Origin of the sequence: Echinicola soli, from assembly GCF_006575665.1 — a bacterium.
Classification (GTDB): Bacteria; Bacteroidota; Bacteroidia; order Cytophagales; family Cyclobacteriaceae; genus Echinicola; species Echinicola soli.
The window spans coordinates 2,161,344-2,186,849 of sequence record NZ_CP041253.1 but is presented as its reverse complement, the minus strand read 5'-3'; the positions used below and the strand labels follow the sequence as shown (position 1 = coordinate 2,186,849).

The window sequence follows — 25,506 nt, the reverse complement described above, 5'->3', positions numbered from 1 at the left end:
ACCGTGATTTTTGACTTTTACGAACGGCTTGGAGGGATTATGCCTTACTTCATTTGGACTCTCTCTCGTAGGCCTCGTCCACTAATAACTTAGACGATTCCGCTGCATCTACAGCCAGCTGGTCACAGCGTTCATTTTCAGGATGACCTGCGTGTCCTTTGACCCATTGGAATTGGGGCTTGTATTTATTGTGAAGGGAAATGTAGCGCTTCCAGAGATCCACGTTCTTCTTGTCCTTGAAACCTTTTTTCTGCCAGCTCCATATCCACCCTTTGGTTACAGCATCTACCACATACTTACTGTCTGAGTAGATTTTTACGGGAATCCCATCTACCTTGATAGCCTCTAGTCCTTTGATGACAGCTAATAGCTCCATTCGGTTATTTGTGGTCAGTCGAAAACCTTCTGACAGCTCTTTCTCATGCTGTCGGTATTTTAAGATCGTTCCATACCCTCCATTTCCGGGGTTCCCTTTGGCTGCGCCATCTGTATAAATCAAAATCATGCTTCAAAAGTAAAAAAAATGTCAGCCATTTCTAGCTGACATTTAAATTGTAATTTAAGGTATTTTGTGTAAGTGCTTAGAAGTTATCAAATAAATTGGTCTTGAAAATCTTGATGGCAATGGATAACAAAATAATTCCAAAAATCCTTCTAAGGACATCCAAACCTGTTTTTCCCAGTTTTCTCTCCAGCCAAGTGGTACTTTTCAGCACCATGTAAACGACCACCAAATTGATCAAAATCCCAATAGCAATATTGATCTGGGAAAACTCCGCTTTGAGTGTCAGGATCGTGGTCATCGTCCCTGCACCAGCAATCAGCGGAAAGGCAATCGGCACAATCGACGTACTGGAAGCATCTGCTTCAGGATCTGGTTTGAAAATCTCCACGCCCAAAATCATCTCCGCACCCAAGGCAAAAATGATCAAGGCACCTGCAATGGCAAAGTCAGCTACTCCTATCCCAAAAAGGTTAAGGATATTTTTCCCTAATAGGAGAAATAAAACCATCAAGATGCCCGCCACAATCGTCGCCTTTCCCGACTGAATATGGCCTGCTTTCCGGCGCAAATTGATAATGATGGGAATAGAGCCCAAGATATCAATGACCGAAAACAAGATCAGCGTAACCGAAACAACCTCTTTGAAATCAAACATTATCTAAATTTTTGCGCGAAATTAGAATTTAAATTTTGATTAATCTCATTTTTTGGATTAATATTCCTTTAAGAAGCTTAATAATTTTTCAAACTCCGCATCGGTAATGGCCGGGAAATTGGCTATTCTGAAACTGGTGGGCTTTAAAGGGCCATAGCCACTGCCCATTTGCATCCCGTGCTGTTCTGCGGCTTTTTTGATTTCCTGGATAAACACTTCTTTACCGGAAATACCCATGACGGTTTTACTTCGGGTATCGGTATTTTGTACCAGCATCATCAGCTTGTCGGATTGGGCAATGGTATTTTCCAGCTTTCGCATGCGATCACGAAGCATTTGATCGGTTTCTTGTATCTCTGGACGATCTTCCAGGCTACGCTTCAGCAAATAAACGCCTAGTACATTCGGCGTATAATGCGTTTGGTAATTGGCTGCATTTTCGAGCATAAAGCTTAGACTGTTGTATCGGCCTGATTCCCCTTTGTTTTTGCACTTTTCGATGGCCTTGGGAGAAAGGATAAGCAATCCCAGCCCAGCAGGAAGCCCAAAGCACTTCTGGACAGATGCGTACCAAATATCAGCAGCCGTAAAGTCCAGCTCAATACCCGCCATGGAAGAGGTAGTGTCCACGGCGATCATTTTATTGGGGAATTTATTGCCCACCTGCCGGATCAGCTCATTACGTACTTCGGTAGCATTGGAGGTTTCGTTTTGGGTGATGGCGATCAGGTCAAATTTCTCGCCAATTTCCAATGAAGCAACATCCAATTCCGTTTCAGTATCCAGCTTTAGGGAGGCTGTTTCAGCATTCAAGTGTTGAGCAAAGTTCAACCACTTCTTCCCAAATGATCCTGAATAGATATGAAAACTGGCGCTTTCCACGATGGACTGGGCGATGATTTCCCAATTTTCGGTGGCACAGGAAGTAAAGAGTAATTTATAATCTTCAGGGACATGGAGTTTTTCCTTGATCAGCGTTTCTGTTTCCTGATAAAGGTTCATGAACGTGGCGCTTCTGTGATTGGCACTCATGATGCCCTGGTCAAAAGCGTCCTGAAGGTATTGTGCCAGTTGGTCATAGACCTTTGATGGCCCTGGAGCGAATGTAATCATTTTTGGTAGGAGTTAATTTTCAAGAAAATACCGAATGCCCAACTCATAACCTTTTAGCCCAAGGCCCGAGATCATGCCGACGCATTCTTTGGAAATGATACTTTTGTGCCTAAATTCTTCTCTTTTGTAGATATTGGAAATATGGATTTCCATTACAGGGGTGGTCACACCGGCGATGGCATCAGAGATCGCCACTGAAGTATGCGTATAGGCTCCTGCATTCAGCAATATGGCATCAAACCCGAATCCCACTTCATGAATTTTGTCGACAAGTTCCCCCTCGATATTACTTTGGTAATAAGATAAGGAAATCTCAGGGAATGCTGATTTCAGCTGTTCAAAGTAGTCTTCGAACGATTGGCTGCCATAAATTTCCGGCTCTCTTTTCCCCAAAAGATTGAGATTCGGCCCGTTAATGATCAGTAATTTCATGAGGTTTTATATTAAATTCATTTGTCACAAGAAACCTTGGATGATACAGATAATCATAGGAAATAAAGTAATGATTACCTGCATCAAGTCGGTTTCAAAATTTTAAATGGTTTATAGTGCACTGTCCGAAATTTTGGTCAAAGTTAAGCATTGAAAGGAGGATTTGAGCAAAAATGCGGGGCTTTAATTTTATCTTTGGACAGAAAAAGAAACCATCATGCCGGATATCTGGGAAAATCATATCAAGCAATTTGAGCATTATCTGAAAATAGAACGGTCTCTGAGCAAAAATTCCATCTCAGCTTACCGGAGTGACATGGAAAAGCTTTCTGCTTTTATGTCCGGTGCTTTCCCTGACATCACTCCTATGACCACGCAATTACCGCACCTCAGGGCTTTTGTAAATGAACTGGCTTCTCTCGGGATTTCTGAATATACCCAGGCCAGGGTAATTTCAGGTGTCAAGGCTTTTTTTAAGTTTATGGTTTATGAAGACAGGCTAGAGGAAGATCCCGCGATCCTACTGGAAGCTCCCAAACTGGGCAGGAAACTACCGGATACACTCAGCTATGCGGAAATCGTCCAATTGCTCGAGGGAATAAAGCTCGGGGAGCCAGAAGGCCACCGAAACCGGGCCATGCTGGAGGTATTGTACAGCAGCGGATTGAGGGTTTCGGAGCTGGTCGATCTAAAACTGGGGATGGTATATGCTGATATTGGTTTTCTGAGAGTGATCGGCAAGGGAAACAAGGAAAGGCTAGTACCCGTGGGCAAAGATGCGTTACGCTATCTTAACCTGTACCTGGAGCAGGTGCGCCACCACCAAAAGATAGCGCCAGGCCATGAGGAATATGTCTTTCTGAACAGGAGAGGCAAAAAACTTACAAGGGTAATGGTCTTTATATTTATCAAAAAACTGGTAGAAGAGGTGGGCATCAAAAAGAAAGTAAGCCCCCACACTTTCAGGCATAGTTTCGCGACACATCTGATCGAGGGAGGTGCCGACCTCAGGGCGGTCCAGGAAATGCTGGGGCACGAAAGCATTACCACCACGGAGATTTACACCCATCTGGACCGGGAATACCTACGACAGGTATTGACGGACTTCCATCCGAGGAAGTGAGGTAGCTATAATGGAGGATGGCAATCCTCCCGATAAAAAACAAACCAGCCCATTAGGAATGGGCTGGTTTCGTTAGATTTCATTAGCGGAAGAGATTCTTCCTTCTGACTTAGACGGATGAAATACAATATCGACTTATGAGACAGCCTCTTTATTTGCCACCTACTTGTTTTGATATGGTAGCCAATTGTGGCGGTCAGAAAGCAATTTGAATGTTAATTTCCGTTCACCTTCGTATAAGGTATCTTCATTTTTATTTCCCAGGTCCCCGTATCGTTAATTTTAATCCCCCAGCGAATGTAAGCGTGGTTTCTGATTTTCCCGGTATCAGGATCCTTGTACGGAGCCCAGAATTCCTCCCACTCTTCCGGAGATTTCGGGCCATTGTCAGCTTCATATGCTTCCCTGTCTACTATGAAAGCATCACCTCTGGAAAGGTAGTACATAAGGTAAGAGTTTGAGCCACTATACGATCTAGCATACTGGGGAAAAGGAGGGGCAGGTAAAAAGAAAGAAGTCTGTTTCTCTCCTACTTCTGTTTCCACTGAGTTGTCATGATAGTTTTGGAGATAGGATGATCCTTTTGGATAGAAAACTATTTTATCCGTATCCACTGCATTGCCATAACTATCTTCGATGATCATGTTGACCTTTATGGACTGACTCGGTTCCTCACTTATTTTTTGGATCGAAAAATTAGGATGAGTACCATCTAGCACGCTGGGAATGTCCTCATTATCCGGCCCTGTTATCTTGGCCGTATGGGCAATATCATTTCCATCGTCAGTATCCAAATACAACCTTGATCTCATTTCAGTAGGAAACTCTACAGGTACAAAAGGTTCCAGTTTTATAATAGTGTAGTCCTGAAGAAGTTTTTCGCCCTTCACATTGGACACCGCCACATCTACTTTAAACAGGTCGCCCTCTACGAACTTGGTGGATTGGGTAAAAGCAAACTCGCCGCTCACCTCATTGAGCAAAACCGATGGCTCTTCGGAAAGCTCCAGTTTCTGCTCGGCAAGTGCCAAGGTGGTGTCCGTGTCGCCGTTATATGCTTCTTTCCATACACGGATTTCATGCTTTTCAAGAAGTGCATTATTGGGATTACCGTCAAGATCACTAAACCCCACAATCTCCCAATGTAGTGGCGCAGTGGAATTTTCTGTCGCCGGACGAGCAGCGACAGTAAATGCCCCCCGTGATACCGAAATGGTATCTTGGGTGGAATGGATACTATCGCTTAGATAACCGATTTCTGGAGGAGTACAAGAGACTCCCCCAAAAAATGATAGTGCTATAATTTGATATATTGCCTTTTTCATAATTTACTTCTTTTAATTTCCTTGGTAGTCGAACAAGGTATGGTCACCTTGCAACACATGAATCACCCCATTGGTGGATATCAAATTAGATGTTCTTACGATGCTTTGTTGATCATCTATGATTACTCCCTGTTCGTCCCATTCTTCACCTCGTTTATAGGTAATAAAGACATATTCGGGAAAACTGCTCAATTCATCTTCATAATCTTCTCTCGGTTCCAGTGAAATCCTTCGTTCTTCTCCGTTTATGGCCATCACGATTTCCCCTCTCTCGCTCATGTCTTCTCGAGTAATCTTTCCGGGAAAGATATAACCTCCCATGTACTTTTCCAGAGTATCCGTGGGGATGTCATTTACCGTATACACTGCTTCCGGGTCCACTTCTCTCATTTCAGCCAGTACTTCATCAACATACTTTTGAATAGAAAGATTATTGGGAGCAAATAGCGTATTTTCATCATTGACTTCTTCGATCAGTCCCGCTCGCTCTATGAGCAATGCCAAGGTATCAAGGTGCGGATGAAACTGTAAGAAGGTGTACGTGTCAGTTCCTACTTCTGGGCTGCTCACTCCTCCATCGACCAAATAGTCATCTTGGATACATGACATCATGCCAAATGCCAGTGCTAGAATATATAGATGTCTTTTCATTATTTTTTTAATTTAAAGTTAAACTAGAGGCGTCCCTGCCAGTATTCTGTTTGGACTATTGATGGGTTTTTAACAATGATACTGGAAGAAATAGGCCAGAAATATCCTTTTTGCAACTTTCTCTTGCTGTTCATCCAAGAGACCCCTTCAAAGTAATCCATTCGTATTCTATCAAATGCCGAATGGCCTTCGGCAACCAATTCAATGGCCCGTTCATCAAAAATTGCTTTTATGAGTTCCGGCCTATCCTGAGGCCCTTCATAGCCAGGGACACCTGCCTTGCTGCGCACCAAATCCATATCCGAAATGGCACTGGCAAAGTCTCCTTGTTTGGCATATGCTTCCGCTCTCAACAAATAGATGTCCGCTAGTCTGAATATCAAGATGTTTGCCTCAGAGAATAAAGCATATACGCTTTCAGAATCAGGATCGTCCGAACTCAATGCGTACTTCATCGGGAAAGTCGCTCCCCCCACATCTTCAAAGTCAAAAAAGAACAAGTCTTTTCGAATATCACTGTCCCTTTCTGATTGTAACATAAATTCATAACCATAGAAATCAGGGTTTCCCCAAGGAGCAGTACCATTGCTACCACTTAGTATGGGTTGGTTTAATGTCAGACCAGTTGGCGTACTGTTTCCACTGGAAACCCTATATGATTCGCTCACATCTGTGCTAATATTGATCTCAAAGAGCCCGGTTTTGGACTGTCCCCTGACCATGTCTTCAAAACCTTCGTTGCCTTCAGCGACATAATCGATCAGATTAGCGTTACTGTTATTGATGACCGAAGTGGCCGCATCAATACTTTGCTGGATCAATTCAGGATTGTCTCCATCCCTGCTGGCATACCATAGCGCTACGTGCGCTTTCAGTGCCTCAGCACTGGCTTTATTGGCAAAAATCGCCCATCGCTGGTTCCCGGGACTGGAATATTCCAATAGACCTATCGCTTTTTCAGTAGCTTCCATGATATATTCCAATACTTCTTTCTCATCTGATCGGCCAATTTCTACGATAAAACCATCTTCAGTAATTAACTGATCGGAGGTTTCTATGGATTCATGGACAATCGGAACATCTCCCCATATCCTGGTCATATAGAAATAGGACAAGGCCCTTACAAAGGCAGCTTCGCCCAACACCCTATTTTTTTCTTGAGGCGTGGCAAACAGCTCCTCGGGCATCTCGTTTACATATTTTTCTATCGTAAATGCCCAGTTGGCAGCCCTGTAAAACAACTTCCAATCAGCGGTTTCACCGCGATAAGGGAGGCTGTAATTACCATTGTTTTCGATATAGTTGATTATCCAGAACTGGCTGTCCATAAGTGTCATGGCAGGGAATTCACCCCATATCAAGAAACTCGACTGTGTCATTAGCGCGTTCTTGAGCAGGGCATAAGATCCAGCCAAGGCTCGATCTGCTTCACTTTGAGAACTCCAGTAAACATCCGGATGTGTAATGGTAACAGGCTCTTGATCGAGAATATCTGAACAGCTGTACAGGCATGGTGTCAGTACGACCAAGACCAGAAAGTATATTTTTGTGATTTTTTTCATGGTAATGGGTTTTTAGAATCTTGCATTTAAACCGAAGAAAAAGGATTGAGCTTGCGGATAGCCGTTGCCCAGGACATGCCCACGTGCGTCCACCAATGAGGCGTCTACGATGCTCTTGGAGCGTTGCCATTGATAAGGATTCAGCACCGAAAGATATACCCTAAGCCTGCTCAAGCCTATATTCTCAATAAAAGAATCTTTGTTGAAGACATAGCCAAATGAGGAATTGGTGATTTTCCAATAATCCCCGTTTTCAATCCATAATGTCTGGTTCCCCCTGAAAGCGTAGAAAGGGCTTTCCCCTCCACCTGCAGGAAATAATGCAGGAAAGCGTACACCAGCCGCACCATCACCTGGTTTTTCCCAAAAACTGTACTCGCTCAGGTCGGCCAAGCCTTTTTCGGCCCAGTCATCACCTCCCCTGTCATACCTGTCCAGATAACTGTTCAGAACGGTATTCTTTATATCTGCACCAAAAGAAAACTGGCTATAAATCTGTAGGTACCAACCTTTATATCGCAAATCGATATTGAAGTTCCCTTGTATATCCGGAACAGGAGAATATTCTAATGCCATGATCTGATCACCTGCTTCATCCAAGAGGTAGTCTCCATTGATATCCTTCCAAATCGGAAGTCCTGGACGGATACTAGCCCAGGCTGATTTTCCAGTGAGAGGTTCACCAGTGTAAGGGTTTACGGGCAGTTGTTCCAGATTATCAATAATATAGTCATTGACAAAAACCTTGTATAGGTTCAGCGGCCGGCCCACGATATAACCATAGCTACCAATTAGATAGTCTCTGTTGCCGTTTGGTAATTTACTGACGTAATTCTCGTTTTTGGCAAATCCAGCGGTAAGTTGCAGCTTCCAATCATTTCTTCTGGGGAAAACATCATAACGGATGTTCCCTTCCCAGCCATAGTTCAGCACCCCTGCTACGTTTGACTTAGCCGTATTATATCCTGAATAGGAGGGGAAATCAATATCAAAAAACAACTGGTCAGTACTCTTATGGTAAGCATCAAAAGTAAGGTTTAACCGCTGATCAAGCATCGCTATATCAAATCCAATGTTCCATTGCTCGGATTCTTCCCAAGACAGCTTGTCATTGCCAATCGAGCCATAATTAGGAATTATTCCCGTAATTCCTCCATAGGAAGATACGTTCATTTGGTTGGTTTTATATCCTGCAGATGGTGTGCCGCCATATCCCAGGCTATAGGCACCGAATCGCAGATAATTCTGGCTAAACTGCTTGCCGTTTCTTCCCCAGCTGGCACGGAGTTTTCCAAAGTCCAGCCAATCTCCAGCCACTTTCCTGAAAAATGGCTCGTCCGAAAATATCCATCCGGCCGACAGGGAACCGAATTTGGCCCAGCGGACATCCTTTCCAAATCGCGAAGAGCCGTCCGTGCTGAAGTTGGCACTGAAAAGGTATCTGTCCTTGTACTTATAATTAAACCGAGCATAATATGAGAGCAATGCGTTCTCGCTGATGTTGGTATAGCCGTCAATATTGTCTTTTTCGTACCGGCTATTGATTACCTGTATGGCATCACTGCCAAATCCGACCGCATTTATCCCCATATCTTCATACTTGTTGTAGTCGACACGATTACCTCCAATGGCTATGATCTCATGATCTCCGAAGGTTTTGAAATAATCCAAATAGAGGTCAGAGGCATGGTTTTTCCTCGTGTACAGGGAATAGGCGGCAAATCCATCACCATTTGACCTGATGGAGGATGGTTCATAAAAGTTTTTCTTGTTCAGATCGTACTGAAACGTAAGCTGTGAATTGAGCTTCAAGCCTTCGATAATCTTCAACTGTGCAAAATTGGAAAAGGTGACTTTTAGTTGTTCATCGGTATTTAGCTTTTCATCAAGTTCTCCCTGGAGCGATTGTCGCTTTGCCTTCGGTAAATAAAATAATGAAGAGTTCAGGCTGTTGGGGCTTGTAGGGAGACTGTTGTCCAGATTAAACGATCCTCCTCCTGGATTTCCCTGGCCTGTTTTGTTTTCGGTAAAGGAAGTGTTTACCAGAAATTGATTGGTAAACTTCTTTCCAACCTTGGTGTTTAAATGGGCATTAAGGGTATAACGTGTAAAACCCGTTGCTTTTACGACACCCTTGTCATCATTATATCCTAATGACAAACGGTAATTGGTCTCCTCACTGCCTCCCCTCATGCTCAGGTTGTATCGTTGGGAAACACCAGGCTGGTAAAACATTCCTTGGTAATCCACATTATTATTGAATGCCGGGTTAAGACTGTCTGTCAGTACCATGGGCACTTGGTTTGAAAGCAGGAATTCGTGATCCCACCATTTTTCAAGCATGCCCATTTTTTCTCTTCTTTCTGCAGCACCGACCAACATCGGTACCAGCTCAGGTATGGGCTGAAAACCGATGCTTGTAGAAAAATCAAATTGAGGCTTTTCAAGAGCTTGTCCGCTCTTGGTCTTAATGATGATGACACCATTGGCCCCTCTGGATCCATAAATGGCCGCTGCGGACGCATCTTTCAGTATATCGATACTTTCAATGTCATTTGGATTCAGTGAAGCCAAATAATCCGTATTGGAAACACCATAACCCGCCAAGTCCTCAAGGGAGGTCTGGACACCATCGACCACATACAGGGGGCTACTAAATGCCGTAAACCGCTCACCCCCATCGAGACCGCTGGATACCGCTGTATTCCCACGGATGACCAATGCTCCTCTAGCCCCGGGCGCTCCACTGACATTTACAGTTTGGATACCTGTACTTTGTGTACCTATAAGGCTGGCTACATTTGTCACGGGAATCGCTTCCAACTGTTCGCTGCTGATACTGTTAACAGCACCAGTTACATCTTTTTTGATGACAGATTGGTACCCGACCACTACTACTTCGTCAAGTTGTGATGTGTTTGTTTCCAATGCAACATCAAGCTTGGTTTGGTTAGTGATCAAAATTTCACGCGTGACATAACCGATAAAAGAGAAAACCAAGGTTTGTCCCTTTTCAACAGAGATTTTATATGTTCCGTTAATGTTGGAAACGATGCCTGAGCCTGTTCCCTTAATCCGTATATTCACGGCCGGGATCGGTTCGTCGGATTCTAGGTCGGTGACCGACCCGCTCACTGAAACTGTCTGGGCTGCTGAAAAGCTACCCAGGCATAAGGCGAACATTAAGCCTAATAGTAGTGTTTTAATCATAGTTTTGAATGTTTGATTGTTATGAGAAAACTCTCTTACTGGAAGAATCGGGATAGGTATTATCCTGATTCTTTGTGAATACCTCCTCCTGTTCGTAATTCTAGGTTGGTTGTTTTTTGGCCCGCACATCTGGTGCTGTCTTAGACCAAAATGGGGATCGATTGGAAGAAGGATGCCTAGGGCACAAATACGTAGAAGTTTGCCCACGACAGGTAGACTATCTCCTTAATATGTACCGTTAAAGCACATCGCATTCTGTTTTGCTTCATTCCTACCCCGTCCACTGGGAATGAAATAGTCTCCTTACAGACGATTCCATTTTGGCCGCTTTTCTTTGGTAGTATGAGATGGTATGGCTTTTCAGTGGTATAGAAGAAGGTGCCGTGTCACTATTGCTATACTATCAGATTTTTCTGATAGCAATTTGTAACCTGAGTGACTGCTTACAGTAAGTTGCTCTTGAGCTGTTACCGCTGACTTACTAAATTATTGGTGAGTCTTAAGATTAAACAAGATAATGATCTTTAAATTATTCATATTCTAATCATTTGGGCTTATTATGCTTTTGATTCCTTTCGTTTGATCTAATGTATACATAAATCATGATAACAAAAAATAAAATCGATACAAAATATTGAAAACATGTAATTACAACCTATATTAATTTATATTTAATTATTTAATATATTTTTTACGCTGTATTTTAACTTAAACAAAGCTTTAACAAGAAAAAAACTGATCAGAGACAAGAAAATAAGAAGGGCAAGCCTGAATGCCAGCAGAAAAGTAGGGCGCTTTTAATGTTATCGAGTTTAAACAATGCATGGATGTAGCTCCCATCACAACGAAAGCAAAAAACTGGTAGAAGAGGTGGGCATCAAAAAGAAAGTAAGCCCCCACACTTTCAGGCATAGTTTCGCGACACATCTGATCGAGGGAGGTGCCGACCTCAGGGCGGTCCAGGAAATGCTGGGGCACGAAAGCATTACCACCACGGAGATTTACACCCATCTGGACCGCGAATACCTACGACAGGTATTGACGGACTTCCATCCGAGGAAGTGAAGATGCTATCTCAAAAAGGAGGGGCATGAAAAAAGCCAATCCATTACTATTGGATTGGCTTGGTAAGTCCAGGAGCATATTCCGCACTATGTTTACTCCTTGATCTTGGTATAAGGAATCTTCATTCTCAAATCCCACGTACCTGAGTCATTGATTTTAATTCCCCATCGAATGTAAGCGTGATTTCGGATTTTCCCGGTATCAGGATCCTTGTACGGAGCCCAGAACTCCTCCCACTCTTCCGGAGATTTCGGGCCATTGTCAGCTTCATATGCTTCCCTGTCTACCTCAAAAGCATCACCTCTGGAAAGGTAATACATTAGATAGGTACTGGTACCACTGTACGATCTTCCATACTGGGGAAAAGGAGGGGCAGGCAAAAAGAAAGAAGTCTGTTTCTCTCCTACTTCTGTTTCCACTGAGTTGTCATGATAGTTTTGGAGATAGGATGATCCACTTGGATAGAAAACTATTTTATCCGTATCCACTGCATTGCCATAACTATCTTCGATGATCATGTTGACCTTTACGGACTGGCTCGGCTCCTCACTTACTTTTTGGATAGAGAAATAAGGATTGGTACCATCCAGCACGCCGGGGATATTGTCATCCTCTGGTCCAGAAATGACACCTGTATGGGCGATATCATTGCCATTGTCCTTATCAAGGAGTAATCTAGACCTCATTTCAGTAGGAAATTCCACTGGCACAAAAGGCTCCAATTTTATAATAGTGTAGTCCTGAAGAAGTTTTTCGCCTTTCACATTGGATACCGCCACATCTACTTTAAACATATCGCCCTCTACAAACTTGGTGGATTGGGTAAATGCAAATTCACCACTCACCTCATTGAGCAAAACCGATGGCTCTTCGGAAAGCTCCAGTTTCTGCTCGGCAAGTGCCAAGGTGGTGTCCGTGTCGCCGTTATATGCCTCTTTCCAAACACGGATTTCATGCTTTTCAAGAAGCGCATTATTGGGATTACCGTCAAGATCACTAAACCCCACAATCTCCCAATGCAGTGGAGCGGTTGAATTTTCTACCATGGGGCGTGCCCCTACTGTAAATGCTCCTCTCGGAACTGAAATCGTATCTTGGGCAGAGTGAATGCTGTCACTTAGGTACCCAATTTCAGGAGGCGTACAAGACACTGCCCCAACAAATGATAGTGCTATGATTTGATATATTGTCTTTTTCATGGTTTAGGTCTGTTTAATTTCCTTCGTAGTCGAATAAGGTGTGGTTCCCCTGCAGGGCATGGATCACCCCATTGGTGGATAACAAGTTTGAAGTCCTCACACGGATTAGCTTATCGTCCACTATCCTGTTCCATTCATCCCATTCATCTCCTTTTTTATAGGTGTAAAAGACATATTCAGGAAAACTACTCAGCTGACCGGTATATTCTTCCCTAGGCTCTAAGGAAATCCTTCTTTGCTCTCCATTGATGGCCGTCATGATTTCTCCGCCCTCACTCATGTCTTCTCGGGTAATCTTTCCGGGAAAGATATAACCTCCCATGTACTTTTCCAGAGTATCCGTGGGGATGTCATTTACCGTATACACTGCTTCCGGGTCCACTTCTCTCATTTCAGCCAGTACTTCATCAACATACCTTTGAATAGAAAGATTATTGGGAGCAAAAAGCGTATTTTCATCATTGACTTCTTCGATCAGCCCCGCTCGCTGGATCAATAATGCCAAAGTGTCCAATTGCGGATGGGATTGTAAGAAAGTGTACGTATCAGTCCCTATCTCTGGGCTGCTTACGCCTCCATCCACTAAATAGTCGTCTTGAATGCATGACATCATGCCAAACGCGATTGCGAGAATATATATGTATCGTTTCATTATTTGTCCGATTTTAAGGTTCGATTATAAACGTCCTTGCCAGTACTCTGTCTGTACGATGGAAGGGTTTTTGACAATAATCCCTGGGGATACTGGCCAGAAATATCCTTTTTGGGCTTTCCGGTTGCTGCCCATCCAGGACACCCCTTCGAAATAGTCCATTCGTATCCTGTCAAAAGCAGCGTGCCCTTCAGCGACCAATTCAATGGCCCTTTCGTCAAAAATGGCTTTGATAAGACTTGGACGATCAGAAGGGCCGTCATACGCAGGAACACCCGCCTTGCTGCGCACCATATCCAGATCCGCAATAGCACTGGCATAATCCCCTTGCCTGGTGTAGGCTTCTGCTCTCAACAAATAAATGTCTGCCATTCTAAAAATGAGAATATTTGCTTCTGAGAATACGGCATAGGTATTTTCTGAGTCAGGATCATCAGAACTCAATGCATACTTCATTGGGAAAGTACCTGGCCCGAGATCTTCAAAATCGTAAAAGAAAAGATCTTTCCTCACATCACTTTCCCGTTCGGGCTGAACCATAAATTCAAATCCATAGAAATCTGGATTGCCCCATGGAGCATTTCCATTGTTTCCATCTTGCAAAGGTGCATTTAAAGTAAGTCCGGGGACTGTATTGTCATTTTTTGTAACCCGGTATGATTCATCAACATCTGTACTGACATTAAGCTCAAAAAGACCTGTTTTGGATTGGCCCCTGACCATGCTTTCAAAACCTTCGTTGCCTTCGGCGACATAATCGATCAGACTCGCGTTACTATTGTTAATGACCGAGGTGGCCGCATCGATGCTTTGCTGGATCATCCCGGAGTTATCACCATCCCTGCCGGCATACCATAGCGACACATGGGCTTTCAGCGCCTCAGCACTGGCTTTATTGGCAAAAATCGCCCAACGCTGATTGCCTGGGGCTGAATATTGCAGCAAGCTAATGGCTTTATCAGTGGTTTCCAGGATATATTCCAGTACTTCTTTCTCGTCCGACCGACCTATTTCCACGATAAAGCCATCCTCTGTAATCAACTGATCCGAGGTTTCTATGGACTCGTGTACAATCGGTACTTCCCCCCATATCCTGGCCATATAGAAATAGGACAATGCCCTTACAAAGGCCGCTTCGCCCAATACCCTGTTCTTTTCCTGACTGGTAGCAAACAGCTCTTCGGGCATCTCGTTTACGTATTTTTCTATCGTAAATGCCCAGTTGGCAGCCCTGTAAAACAACTTCCAATCAGCGGTTTCACCGCGATAAGGGAGGCTGTAATTACCATTGTTTTCGATATAGTTCATTATCCAGAACTGGCTGTCCATAAGTGTCATAGCAGGGAATTCACCCCATATCAAGAAACTCGACTGTGTCAAGAGCGCGTTCTTGAGCAGGGCATAAGAACCTGCCAAGGCTTGTTCCGCTTCACTTTGTGAACTCCAGTATACATCAGGATGAGTGATGGTAATGGGTTCCTGATCCAAAATCCCCGAACAACTGGAAAAGCCAATGGTCAGGGCCGTCAGAATAGATAAATATATTTTTTGGAATTTTTTCATGGTGTTCAATTTTTAGAATCTAGCATCTAGACCAAAGAAATAAGTTTGAGCTTGCGGGTATCCATTACCCAATACATGTCCTCGTGCATCTACCATGGAGGCATCTACGACACTCTTGGATTTTTGCCATTGATAGGGATTCAATACTGAGATATAAACCCTTAATCGACTCAGACCTAGTTTTTTTATAAAGGTGTCCTTATTGAACATGTGGCCAACAGAAGCATTGGTAATCTTCCAGTAATCTCCACTTTCTATCCATAAAGACTGATTTCCCCTGAAAGCGTAAAAGGGACTTTCACCGCCGCCAGCAGGAAATAATGCAGGAAAGCGTACACCTGCAGCACCATCACCTGGTTTTTCCCAGAAGGTAAACTCGCTTAGATCAGCCAGGCCTGATGTGGCCCAGTTTGTACCACCTCTGTCATACCTGTCCATGTAGCTATTCAGTACGGTGTTCATGATGTCTGCGCCAAAAGAGAATTGACTATAAGCCTGTAGGTACCAGCCTTTATAACGAAGATCAATATTGAAATTACCCTGGATATCAGGAACAGGAGAATATTCCAATGCCATGATCTGATCACCTGCTTCATCCAAGAGGTAGTCTCCATTGATATCCTTCCAAATCGGTAGTCCGGGACGGATACTAGCCCAGGCTGATTTTCCGGTAAGGGGCTCTCCTGTATAGGGATTGACTGGCAGTTGCTCCAGATTATCTATAATATAGTCATTGAGGAAAATCCTGTATAAGTTCAGCGGGCGGCCGACCACGTAGCCATAGGAACCGATCAGATAATCCCTGTTGCCATTTGGTAATTTGCTGACATAGTTCTCGTTTTTGGCAAAACCAGCGGTAAGCTGGAGCTTCCAGTGGCTGGCCCTTGGGAAAATATCATAGCGGATCTGACCTTCCCAGCCATAGTTCAGCACCCCGGCGACGTTGGCTTTGGCAGTATTATATCCCGAATAAGAGGGGAAATCAATATCAAAAAACAACTGGTCAGTACTCTTATGGTAAGCATCAAAAGTAAGGTTTAACCGCTGATCAAGCATCGCTATATCAAACCCAATGTTCCATTGCTCGGATTCTTCCCAAGACAGCTTGTCATTGCCAATCGAGCCATAATTAGGAATTATTCCCGTAATTCCTCCATAGGAAGATACGTTCATTTGGTTGGTATTGTATCCTGCAGATGGTGTGCCGCCATATCCCAGGCTATAGGCACCGAATCGCAAATAATTCTGGCTAAACTGCTTGCCGTTTCTTCCCCAGCTGGCCCGGAGTTTTGCAAAATCCAGCCAATGCCCGGCCACTTCCCTGAGAAATGGTTCGTCCGAAATCACCCAGCCAGCGGATAAGGAGCCGAATTTGGCCCAGCGGACATCCTTTCCAAATCGAGAAGAACCATCTGTACTGAAGTTGGCACTCAATAGATACTTGTCCTTGTATTTATAACTCATCCTGGCATAATAGGAAAGAAGGGCATTCTCACTGATATCCGTGTATCCATCGATATTGTCTTTTTCATATCTGTTGTTGATTACCTGGATGGCGTCACTTCCAAAGCCCACCGCTGACATTCTCATATCTTCATACTTGTTGTAGTCGACACGATTACCCGCAATGGCAATGATCTCATGATCTCCGAAGGTTTTGAAATAATCCAGATAGAGGTCAGAGGCATGGTTTTTCCTCGTGTACAGGGAATAAGCGGCAAATCCATCACCATTTGGCCTGATGGAGGATGGTTCATAAAAGTTTTTCTTGTTCAGATCGTACTGAAATGTAAGCTGTGAATTGAGCTTCAAGCCTTCGATAATCTTCAACTGTGCAAAATTGGAAAAGGTGACTTTTAACTGTTCGTCGGTATTGAGCTTTTCATCAAGTTCCCCCTGGAGAGATTGTTTCTGAGCTTCGGGCAAATAGAACAGTGAAGAGTTCAGGCTGTTGGGGCTTGTAGGGAGACTGTTGTCCAGATTAAATGATCCTCCTCCTGGATTTCCCTGGCCTGTTTGGTTTTCGGTAAAGGAAGTGTTTACCAGAAATTGATTGGTAAACTTCTTTCCAACCTTGGTGTTTAAATGGGCATTAAGGGTGTAACGTGTAAAACCCGTTGCCTTTACTACACCTTTGTCATCATTATATCCAAATGACAAACGGTAATTGGTCTCCTCACTGCCTCCCCTCATGCTCAGGTTGTACCGCTGGGAAATGCCTTTCTGATAGAAAAGGTCTTGATAATTCACGCTATTATTGAACGCTGGGTTAAGGCTGTCCGTCAGCATGATGGGGACATGGTCTGAAAGTAGGAATTCATGATCCCACCATTTTTCCAACATCCCCATTTTTGTTCTTCTTTCTGCTGCCCCTGCCAGCATTGGCACCAAATTAGGGATCGGCTGAAACCCAATGCTTGTGGAGAAGTCAAACTGAGGCTTATCCAATGCCTGACCACGCTTGGTTTTGATGATGATCACACCGTTGGCACCCCGTGATCCATAAATAGCAGACGCGGAAGCATCTTTCAATATATCGATACTTTCAATGTCATTTGGATTCAGCGAAGCCAAATAATCCGTATTGGAAACACCATAACCCGCCAAGTCCTCAAGGGAGGTTTGGACACCATCGACCACATACAGGGGGCTACTAAATGCCGTAAACCGCTCACCCCCATCGAGACCGCTGGATACCGCTGTATTCCCCCTAATGACCAAAGCACCTCTCGCACCTGCTGCTCCACTGATGTTGACGCTTTGGATCCCTGTACTCTGCGTACCGATGAGCGTCGCAACATTGGTAACAGGGATAGCCTCCAACTGTTCACTTTGGATGCTGTTTACAGCACCTGTTACATCCCTCTTGACTACCGACTGATACCCCACGACTACAAATTCATCAAGATCGGAGGCGCTCGATTTTAAAGAGACATTTATCTCATGCTGATCAGCTACAGGGACTTCCTGTGTGTCATAGCCAATAAAAGAGAATACCAGGGTCTGTCCCTCCTCCATCGAGATACGATAAGAACCGTCCACGTCCGAGACCATTCCTTTAGCGGTTCCTTTTATAAGGATATTAGCGGCGGGGATAGGCTCCCCGGAATCGGCATCAGTGACCTTTCCGGTCACCGAAATTGTCTGTGCTGTCGCGAGACCGTACAAACAAAAAGTGCATAGAAAAACGAGTATATTTTTCATCATACTGTTGTGTGTTTAGTTGTTATGATTAGAAGTATTTCTCTTAAAAGAATCCATGAGGCTAAACCGGATTCCCCGCAAAACCTTGCCCGCTTTTACAAATGAGGCAATCGGGCGGCCTGGCTGTCTTCCTTTTCAAAATCTTAGTAGGGTGAATTAAGAAAGACTACTTAAGCCACTTACCGTTGGGGCAAGGTACTGGCTGCTAAAACGTATTACGCTATTTTATTTGGTAGCAACACTATCTTATTTTACATCATTTCATTGCTTCTTATTTGCTATTTCTTTTGAATAATTTCGTTTAATGTTCCGGAACAAAAATAAATGTAGTAAAATTTACTAAAAACACACACTTTTTAAGTGTAAAATTTTCAAAACATTATTTATTAACTAAAAAATTAAGCATTTGAAAACACTTCAAAATACAATAAGCACCAAACGAAATTTAAAAGCTAAGATATAGCGATTCGATATCGAATCATTACTATAATTAGTGGTAATAAAAACTACTAAAACAACGAAACTAGCCGATAAATGCAGTTTCACGTAAAAAAATAAAGGCATAGAGGGTCAGGTGGAAAAGTTTTTTTTTGGGGGGGGTAAGGTTGGTTCCGATAGCACGCAGATGGCGCAGATTAATAAGATTTGCGCTGATTTTATATGCTGGAGCACGCATCCCTATTGTTAAATTAAAGAGAAATATGCTTACCATAGCCACCTATAAATCTCGTCCCCCAGAAATATTGCTTGATCCGGTATAGAAACGTATAGGGTTTAATAAAAAGGCTGTCTCATAAACTGGAATCACTCATCATTCTGAAGGCGTAAAAAAATCTTATACTTCACTATAAAAAAACAGTAAGCCTTCTACTGTTATCAAAATGATGCGGTAGTTTTGAGACAGCCTCCTGGGCAATTTGATGGATCACACCATCTAGTCAATCAGGTTAAAATCTTTATCCAACCAAATTTTTTCATTGGCTGCGAGTGTGAGGGCCAATTTATTACCGTTGTAGAAAATGGGTTTGGTTTGGTTAGAAGCACTCTTTAGACCAAGTTTCAGCAGCTGCCCGCCTTCCCAAATGATATCCACTTCAATGTTTCCTCTGGCCACCAAGCCTTTTACGGATCCATTTTGCCAACTTTCTGGCAGCGCGGGAAGAATACGAAGGAAGTCTTCATGGGATTGCAACAACAATTCGGCTATCCCTGCAGTATATCCAAAATTTCCATCAATTTGAAAAGGAGGATGTTCATTGAATAGGTTTTTCCCTGTGGAAACCTGGAGGAGCTTGTACAAGTTATCTTCTGCCGATTCCTTATCCAGAAGCCGCGCGTTAAAACTGATCATCCAGGCTCGGCTCCATCCAGTGCCTGCCCCGCCGTGCTGGAGGCGGTAATCGATGGTTTTTTGTGCTCCGGCAAATGCTTCGGGAATGCTTTCCGTGATGTCATCTGCGGGATGCAGTGCATAGAGATGGGACATGTGCCGATGCCCTTTTTCTGGTTCTTCATAGGGCTCATTCCATTCCAAAATCCTCCCATCAGGGCCGATAGCCACTCCTGGGTACAGCACGGCCAATTTCTCTTCAACCTCCTTGGTGAAGTTATTTTCGATGGAGAGCACCTTTGCAGCAGCAAGGGTATTCTGGAACACATCCCTAATGATTTGATGTCCCATGGCAGCACCATAGGATACTGCTGCAGGCTCGCCATCATGAGCCAAGTAGGAGTTTTCGGGGGATGTTTCAGGGTAAGAAATATATAATCCTGTCTGTTCGTCCTTCTGAAGCCAGTCCATATAGAAAGCTGCGAATTCTTTTAGAGCGGGATACCCTCTCTCTTTCAGAAAAGTGGTATCGCCGGTAAACTGGAAGTGTTCCCAGTAGTGTCTGGATATCCAGCCACCTCCATGAATCCACGCGCCCCAATAAGCCCTCTTTGCACGCATCCAAGGAGCAGCCCACAGGTCAGAAGCCTGGTGCATCACACTTCCTCGATGGATACCGTATTGGTCCTTAGCAGTGACCTTGCCCCGCTCTATTAACTGATCCACATAATCAAATAGAGGGAGCTGCATCTCGGAAAGGTTGGTAGGGCCTGCCGGCCAATAGTTCATTTGGAGGTTAATATTAAGGTGGTAATCTGCATTCCATGGTGCTTTGATGTCTTTGTTCCATAGCCCTTGGAGATTGGCGGGGTTAGTCCCCGGGCGTGATGAAGAGATAAGCAAATATCTGCCATATTGGAACAAGGTAGCAGCTAATCCTGCGTCCTTAGCACCATCCTGAACCCTTTTAAGGCGCTTATCAGTAGCTAGGCTGTCAAGCTCATGGTCTCCCAGATCCAGGTCCACCCGGGAATAGAACTGGCTGAAATCCTCTTTATGGGCAGAAAGCAGCTCCTTGAATCCTTTTGAGTCCAACCCTTGTAGTGATTCATCGTTTTTCGCAGCGTAATCTTCATGGTAATAAGAAGTGTTACAGACCAAATAAATCGTGGCTTCCTTGACCCCTTCCAAGCGCAAAGCTCCATTTTCCACCGAAGTGGTCCCTCCTGTAGGGATGACCTTAAGCTTGGTCTGGAATTTCACCCCATAATCCAACGGCGTGGGCTGACCTCCTTTACTCCCCTCATATTGGGTCACTTCCCCGTTCATGATCAATTCATTATCTGATGGAGCATTTACCTGTACGGTGGGGTGACCATTATCTTCAGGACGATCTAAGCTAAGGTTAAAATCCATCCCTGCTTCATCTGTGGTGGTAAGACGAATGACCAATACGTCATCTACGGCAGAAGCAAAAACTTCTTCGGTGAATTGCGCCCCTCCTGACTGATAACTCACCGTGGCCAAGGCATCATCCAAGCTCAGCTTTCGTGTATAGTTTTTAATCTCCCTATCCTCACCAAAGTCAATATAAAGATCTCCCATGGTCTGATGGGAACGTACGATTGCCTTATAGGAAAACATATCGATAATGCTTTTGTCCGCTTGGTGGACCTTTCCGGACTTTACCAGTTTTCGAAGCTTAGCCAAGTCTGCTGGTGTACCTTTGCTATCTCCCCAATCAGCAGCTCCCGGCCACATGGAGTCCTCATTGAGCTGGATTCTTTCTGTATTTGTCTGCCCGAAGACCATGGCACCCAATCGCCCATTCCCTACTGGCAAAGCTTCTTCCCATGTGGCAGCAGGCTGTTCGTACCACAGCACGGTGGAAGCAGTATCTTGATTTTCATTGGAAACATTAGGAGAGCAGGAAAACAAAGTACCGCCCACCAAAAGACCGAGGATCAGGGTAAATTTATGCATCATTAAGGGTTTTCTGTTAATCATTTACAAAAACGATAAAATTTTAGAAAAGGAATAATGAGTAAATATAAGAAAAATAGTGCATATGCCTTAATGGGATTTTTCAATAGCCTTACCCATCTCTAATACAATCTTTGCTATTTCCACAAGTCATTAGGATAAAAAGGAGAAGTCAAGGTTCATCCGTTAACTTCTTCTTCAAAAACGATAAGAAGAAATAGGTGCTTGCTTTTCAGGCTTTAGGAGACAATTAATGTTGACGATTCGTAATTGATTTCTATATATTAATTATTCCATCATGAAGGTTTCGTCTAATTCAATTAATTTAGCGGATAAATCAATCGACAATGTCTGTGTACAAATCCCTTTTAAAGCCATTTTTATTCCAGAAAAGCGCAGAGGAAGCCCATCACTTCACCTTTTCACTGACAAAAAGCACATTTAATTTGCCATTGGTGAAAGGTGTCATCAAAAGCATGCTGGGGTATGAGCACCCATCACTGGAGCGGGTGGTTTTTGGCCTGAAGTTTAGAAATCCCGTAGGATTGGCAGCTGGATTTGACAAGGATGCCAAGTTGATTGATGAAATGGCTATGTTGGGGTTTGGCTTCATCGAGATAGGCACGCTGACCCCAAAACCTCAAGATGGCAACCCCCAGCCAAGGCTGTTTCGGCTACCAGAAGACGAAGCACTGGTCAACCGCATGGGCTTTAACAACGGCGGTGTGGACGAAGCTGTGAAAAGATTGAAAAAGCGAACTTCCAAGGTACTGATAGGTGGTAATATTGGAAAAAACAAGGTCACCCCTAACGAACATGCTGCATCAGACTATTTATATTGTTTGGACGCCTTGCATGCCTATGTGGACTACTTTGTGGTGAATGTCAGCTCTCCCAATACGCCCAACCTTCGTGATCTCCAAGAAAAAGAACCGCTCAAACAACTGCTATCCGTCGTAAAAGAGCGCAATGACCAAAAAGACCATCCCAAACCTATTTTACTTAAAATAGCCCCAGACCTTACAGACGGACAGCTGGATGACATCATCGAAATTGTCAAAGAGACACAGATCGATGGCGTGATAGCGACCAACACGACCATAGACAGATCTGGGCTAAGGACGGATGCCAGCAAGGTGGAAGCCGTGGGTGCAGGAGGCGTTAGTGGCAAGGTCCTTGGTAAAAGAAGTACGGAAGTCATTCGTTACCTGTCCGAGAAATCCAAAAAAGCTTTTCCTATTATCGGCGTGGGAGGGATTTTCAGTGCTCATGACGCTATCGAAAAGCTTGAGGCAGGTGCTTCATTGGTACAGGTTTACTCTGGGATGATTTACGAAGGGCCAGGATTGATGAAAGCCATCAAAAAAGGCCTAAAAGAGCATTACAGCAAATGATGCTTTAATTATTAGTCGATTACAATTAACTTACCTATTATACCAGGGACATATTGAAGAATTATGGCTTCAAACACTTATAAATCAAATACATTCAGAAAAAAAGAAAAAGCCAAAAAGAAGAAAAGCTCATCATTTAACTTTTCATTGGGAGCGCTAAAAGACAAGAAAATAGGGCTCTCATTTGGAATATTGTTTATGATGGTCGGGCTATTTTTGTTCTTTGCCTTTTTGGGATACTTGTTCTCGGGCCCTGCGGATCAAAGCGTAGTAACAGGCGGAAACCCAGAAGTTACTTTGCGACAAAATGCCGCTGAGGCCAGAAACTGGCTTGGATATGCGGGTGCTTATGTATCCCATTGGTTGATCTTTAGATGGTTTGGATTGGCAGCCTTTTTATTGCCCCCTTTCCTATTTCTGCTTGGCTTCAAATGGGCCTTCAAAAAATCCTTGATTCCCTTGACCCAGTACAGTGCCTTTGGATTGTTCTTTGTGTTTTGGCTAGGACTTTTACTCGGCTATGTGGTCCACATCCTGAAAGGCTTCAACTACCTACAGTTTCTAAGCGGAGGATTTGGCTACGAAATGGCCGTACTAGCGGATGAGTTTCTAGGCTGGGGAACGTTCATTTTGATCTTTGGCTCACTGCTGATCTTCGTCATATTTTTCTTTAACATCACCCATATTGACTGGCTACAGAGCGATCTAGGATCTGACGGTCCAATACCTGCCCATGAACCTACAGCTCCTGTGGTAAAAGAGGCAAGGAGCAGCATGCAGGCAGAAATGAGCGAAGAGGATGAGGCAATGGTCGATGAGGAAGGAAACCCGGACGAAGACGATCAGAGCTGGACGATCAAATCCAACCAAGCTGAGAAGAAAAAGGCACCTGTTTCAGAACCGGCCTTCAATATTGATGAACTGGAAACAGCCGATGATGTGCAGGAAGAGGAAAAAGCAGCTGACGATAAGAAGTTCACCGTAGAAACGGGTGCGCATGAAGAGAAGAAAGTCAGCGAAGTAGAGAACCTGGATCCCTACGACCCCACTCTCGATCTTCCTAGTTACCAATATCCGAGTATTGACCTGCTCAATGAATACGACCAGCAAAAGGTAACCGTGACCCGACAAGAGCTGGAAGAAAACAAAAACAAGATCGTCGAAACCCTGGTCAATTTCAAAATCGGGATTCAAGAGATCAAAGCGACCATTGGCCCTACCGTCACGTTATATGAAATTGTCCCTGATCCCGGGGTAAAAATTTCAAAGATCAAAAACCTGGAGGATGATATCGCCCTGAGTTTGGCGGCACTGGGAATTAGGATTATTGCCCCCATTCCCGGAAAAGGCACCATTGGTATAGAAGTTCCCAATAAAAACAGGGAACTGGTAGCTGCGGGATCCGTACTGGGAACGGAAAAATTCATGAAGAGTGATAAAGACCTTCCTGTTGCACTGGGCAAAACCATTAGCAATGAAGTCTTTGTCTTTGACCTGGCCAAAATGCCCCACCTGCTGATGGCCGGTGCTACTGGCCAGGGTAAGTCCGTTGGTTTGAATGTAATCTTGGCATCACTGGTGTACAAGAAACACCCTTCGCAGTTGAAATTTGTATTGGTCGATCCGAAGAAGGTGGAATTGACCTTATTCAATAAAATCGAACGGCATTTCCTTGCCAAACTGCCCAACGCGGAAGATGCGATCATCACCGATACCAAGAAAGTAATTTACACGCTAAATTCCCTATGTATCGAGATGGACAACAGGTATGACCTTCTGAAAGATGCGGGCTGCCGAAACCTAAAAGAATACAATTCCAAATTTGTAGCCCGAAAGCTCAACCCTGAAAAAGGGCACAAATTCATGCCATACATTGTACTGGTGATTGACGAGTTGGCGGACTTAATGATGACTGCAGGCAAAGAGATTGAAGGGCCAATAGCTCGGCTGGCCCAGCTGGCAAGGGCGATCGGAATCCACCTGGTAGTGGCCACACAGCGTCCATCCGTAAATGTGATTACTGGTATCATCAAAGCAAACTTTCCTGCCAGGCTGTCTTTTAGGGTGACTTCCAAAGTGGACAGTAGGACTATCTTGGACGCAGGTGGCGCCGAACAGCTTATTGGCATGGGGGACATGCTGCTATCGCAGGGCTCTGATGTCATCCGCCTTCAGTGTGCTTTCTTGGACACGCCTGAAGTAGAAAGGGTATGTGAATGGATCGGAGAGCAGCGAGGATACAGTGATGCTTATCTTTTGCCGGAATTTGAAGGGGAAGATGGAGACAGCAGTGTGGGGGAAGTGGACCTTAGCGATCGTGATCCGCTTTTTGAAGATGCCGCCAGGTTGATCGTAATGCATCAGCAAGGAAGCACCTCGCTGATACAGAGAAAGTTAAAGCTTGGGTATAACCGCGCAGGAAGGATCATTGACCAGCTGGAAGCTGCAGGAGTAGTAGGTGCTTTTGAGGGGAGCAAAGCAAGGGAAGTATTAATTCAAGATGAAGTTAGTTTGGAACAGTTATTGAGTAGCCTCTAATA

16 protein-coding genes and 1 pseudogene are annotated in these 25,506 nt (G+C 44.1%); 4 read left to right on the top strand and 13 right to left on the bottom strand.

The window, feature by feature from the left end; all coding sequences use genetic code 11:
• Positions 1-49 precede the first annotated feature (49 nt).
• The 4 genes from rnhA to aroQ form a co-directional block, all read right to left on the bottom strand.
• Complete coding sequence (rnhA, locus tag FKX85_RS08840; protein ID WP_141614382.1) at positions 50-505, bottom strand: ribonuclease HI; 456 nt, start codon at positions 503-505, stop codon at positions 50-52.
• Positions 506-581: 76 nt separating this feature from the next.
• A complete protein-coding gene (locus tag FKX85_RS08835) occupies positions 582-1,160 on the bottom strand; it encodes a MarC family protein (protein ID WP_141614381.1) in 579 nt (192 codons plus the stop codon).
• 57 nt (positions 1,161-1,217) lie between these two features.
• Complete coding sequence (locus FKX85_RS08830; protein ID WP_141614380.1) at positions 1,218-2,273, bottom strand: aminotransferase class V-fold PLP-dependent enzyme; 1,056 nt, start codon at positions 2,271-2,273, stop codon at positions 1,218-1,220.
• Positions 2,274-2,285: 12 nt separating this feature from the next.
• The gene (gene aroQ, locus FKX85_RS08825) at positions 2,286-2,705 is read right to left on the bottom strand and encodes a type II 3-dehydroquinate dehydratase (protein ID WP_141614379.1); all 420 of its coding nucleotides are present in this window, start codon (positions 2,703-2,705) and stop codon (positions 2,286-2,288) included.
• Positions 2,706-2,922: 217 nt separating this feature from the next.
• Here aroQ and xerD point away from each other — a divergent pair, with 217 nt between their 5' ends.
• Positions 2,923-3,828 carry a site-specific tyrosine recombinase XerD gene (gene xerD, locus FKX85_RS08820; protein ID WP_141614378.1) on the top strand — a complete coding sequence of 302 codons (906 nt, stop codon included), beginning with the start codon at positions 2,923-2,925 and terminating at the stop codon, positions 3,826-3,828.
• Positions 3,829-4,043: 215 nt separating this feature from the next.
• Here the strand turns inward: xerD and FKX85_RS08815 are convergent, their stop codons facing one another.
• Genes FKX85_RS08815 through FKX85_RS08800 form a run of 4 tightly spaced genes read right to left on the bottom strand, consistent with a single transcriptional unit; the run spans position 4,044 to position 10,576 of the window.
• Positions 4,044-5,153 (bottom strand): DUF5007 domain-containing protein, encoded by a 1,110-nt coding sequence (locus FKX85_RS08815; protein WP_141614377.1) that lies wholly within the window; start codon positions 5,151-5,153, stop codon positions 4,044-4,046.
• Positions 5,154-5,165: 12 nt separating this feature from the next.
• Complete coding sequence (locus tag FKX85_RS08810) at positions 5,166-5,804, bottom strand: fasciclin domain-containing protein (RefSeq protein ID WP_141614376.1); 639 nt, start codon at positions 5,802-5,804, stop codon at positions 5,166-5,168.
• Positions 5,805-5,827: 23 nt separating this feature from the next.
• Positions 5,828-7,366: a RagB/SusD family nutrient uptake outer membrane protein gene (locus FKX85_RS08805; protein WP_141614375.1), complete on the bottom strand. Its 1,539-nt coding sequence runs from the start codon at positions 7,364-7,366 to the stop codon at positions 5,828-5,830.
• Positions 7,367-7,378: 12 nt separating this feature from the next.
• Positions 7,379-10,576 carry a SusC/RagA family TonB-linked outer membrane protein gene (locus tag FKX85_RS08800; RefSeq protein ID WP_168196239.1) on the bottom strand — a complete coding sequence of 1,066 codons (3,198 nt, stop codon included), beginning with the start codon at positions 10,574-10,576 and terminating at the stop codon, positions 7,379-7,381.
• An 852-nt stretch (positions 10,577-11,428) separates the two neighbouring features.
• Here FKX85_RS08800 and FKX85_RS08795 point away from each other — a divergent pair.
• A pseudogene (locus tag FKX85_RS08795) lies at positions 11,429-11,641 on the top strand (tyrosine-type recombinase/integrase); the annotation flags it as partial.
• 92 nt (positions 11,642-11,733) lie between these two features.
• Here FKX85_RS08795 and FKX85_RS08790 read toward each other — a convergent pair.
• The 5 genes from FKX85_RS08790 to FKX85_RS08770 form a co-directional block, all read right to left on the bottom strand.
• On the bottom strand, positions 11,734-12,840 hold the full coding sequence (locus FKX85_RS08790; RefSeq protein ID WP_141614373.1) for a DUF5007 domain-containing protein: 1,107 nt from the start codon (positions 12,838-12,840) through the stop codon (positions 11,734-11,736).
• Positions 12,841-12,853: 13 nt separating this feature from the next.
• Entirely contained in the window at positions 12,854-13,492 is a 639-nt protein-coding gene (locus FKX85_RS08785) for a fasciclin domain-containing protein (protein ID WP_141614372.1), read from the bottom strand.
• Positions 13,493-13,516: 24 nt separating this feature from the next.
• Positions 13,517-15,055, bottom strand: a complete 1,539-nt coding sequence (locus FKX85_RS08780; protein ID WP_141614371.1) for a RagB/SusD family nutrient uptake outer membrane protein — start codon at positions 15,053-15,055, stop codon at positions 13,517-13,519.
• A gap of 12 nt (positions 15,056-15,067) precedes the next feature.
• Positions 15,068-18,262, bottom strand: a complete 3,195-nt coding sequence (locus tag FKX85_RS08775) for a SusC/RagA family TonB-linked outer membrane protein (RefSeq protein ID WP_141614370.1) — start codon at positions 18,260-18,262, stop codon at positions 15,068-15,070.
• Between the two features lie 931 nt (positions 18,263-19,193).
• Positions 19,194-21,575 carry a glycoside hydrolase family 95 protein gene (locus tag FKX85_RS08770; protein ID WP_229239808.1) on the bottom strand — a complete coding sequence of 794 codons (2,382 nt, stop codon included), beginning with the start codon at positions 21,573-21,575 and terminating at the stop codon, positions 19,194-19,196.
• Between the two features lie 350 nt (positions 21,576-21,925).
• Here FKX85_RS08770 and FKX85_RS08765 point away from each other — a divergent pair, with 350 nt between their 5' ends.
• Positions 21,926-22,966: a quinone-dependent dihydroorotate dehydrogenase gene (locus FKX85_RS08765; protein WP_141616746.1), complete on the top strand. Its 1,041-nt coding sequence runs from the start codon at positions 21,926-21,928 to the stop codon at positions 22,964-22,966.
• Between the two features lie 63 nt (positions 22,967-23,029).
• Positions 23,030-25,504: an FtsK/SpoIIIE family DNA translocase gene (locus FKX85_RS08760; protein WP_141614369.1), complete on the top strand. Its 2,475-nt coding sequence runs from the start codon at positions 23,030-23,032 to the stop codon at positions 25,502-25,504.
• The last annotated feature ends 2 nt before the right edge of the window (positions 25,505-25,506 follow it).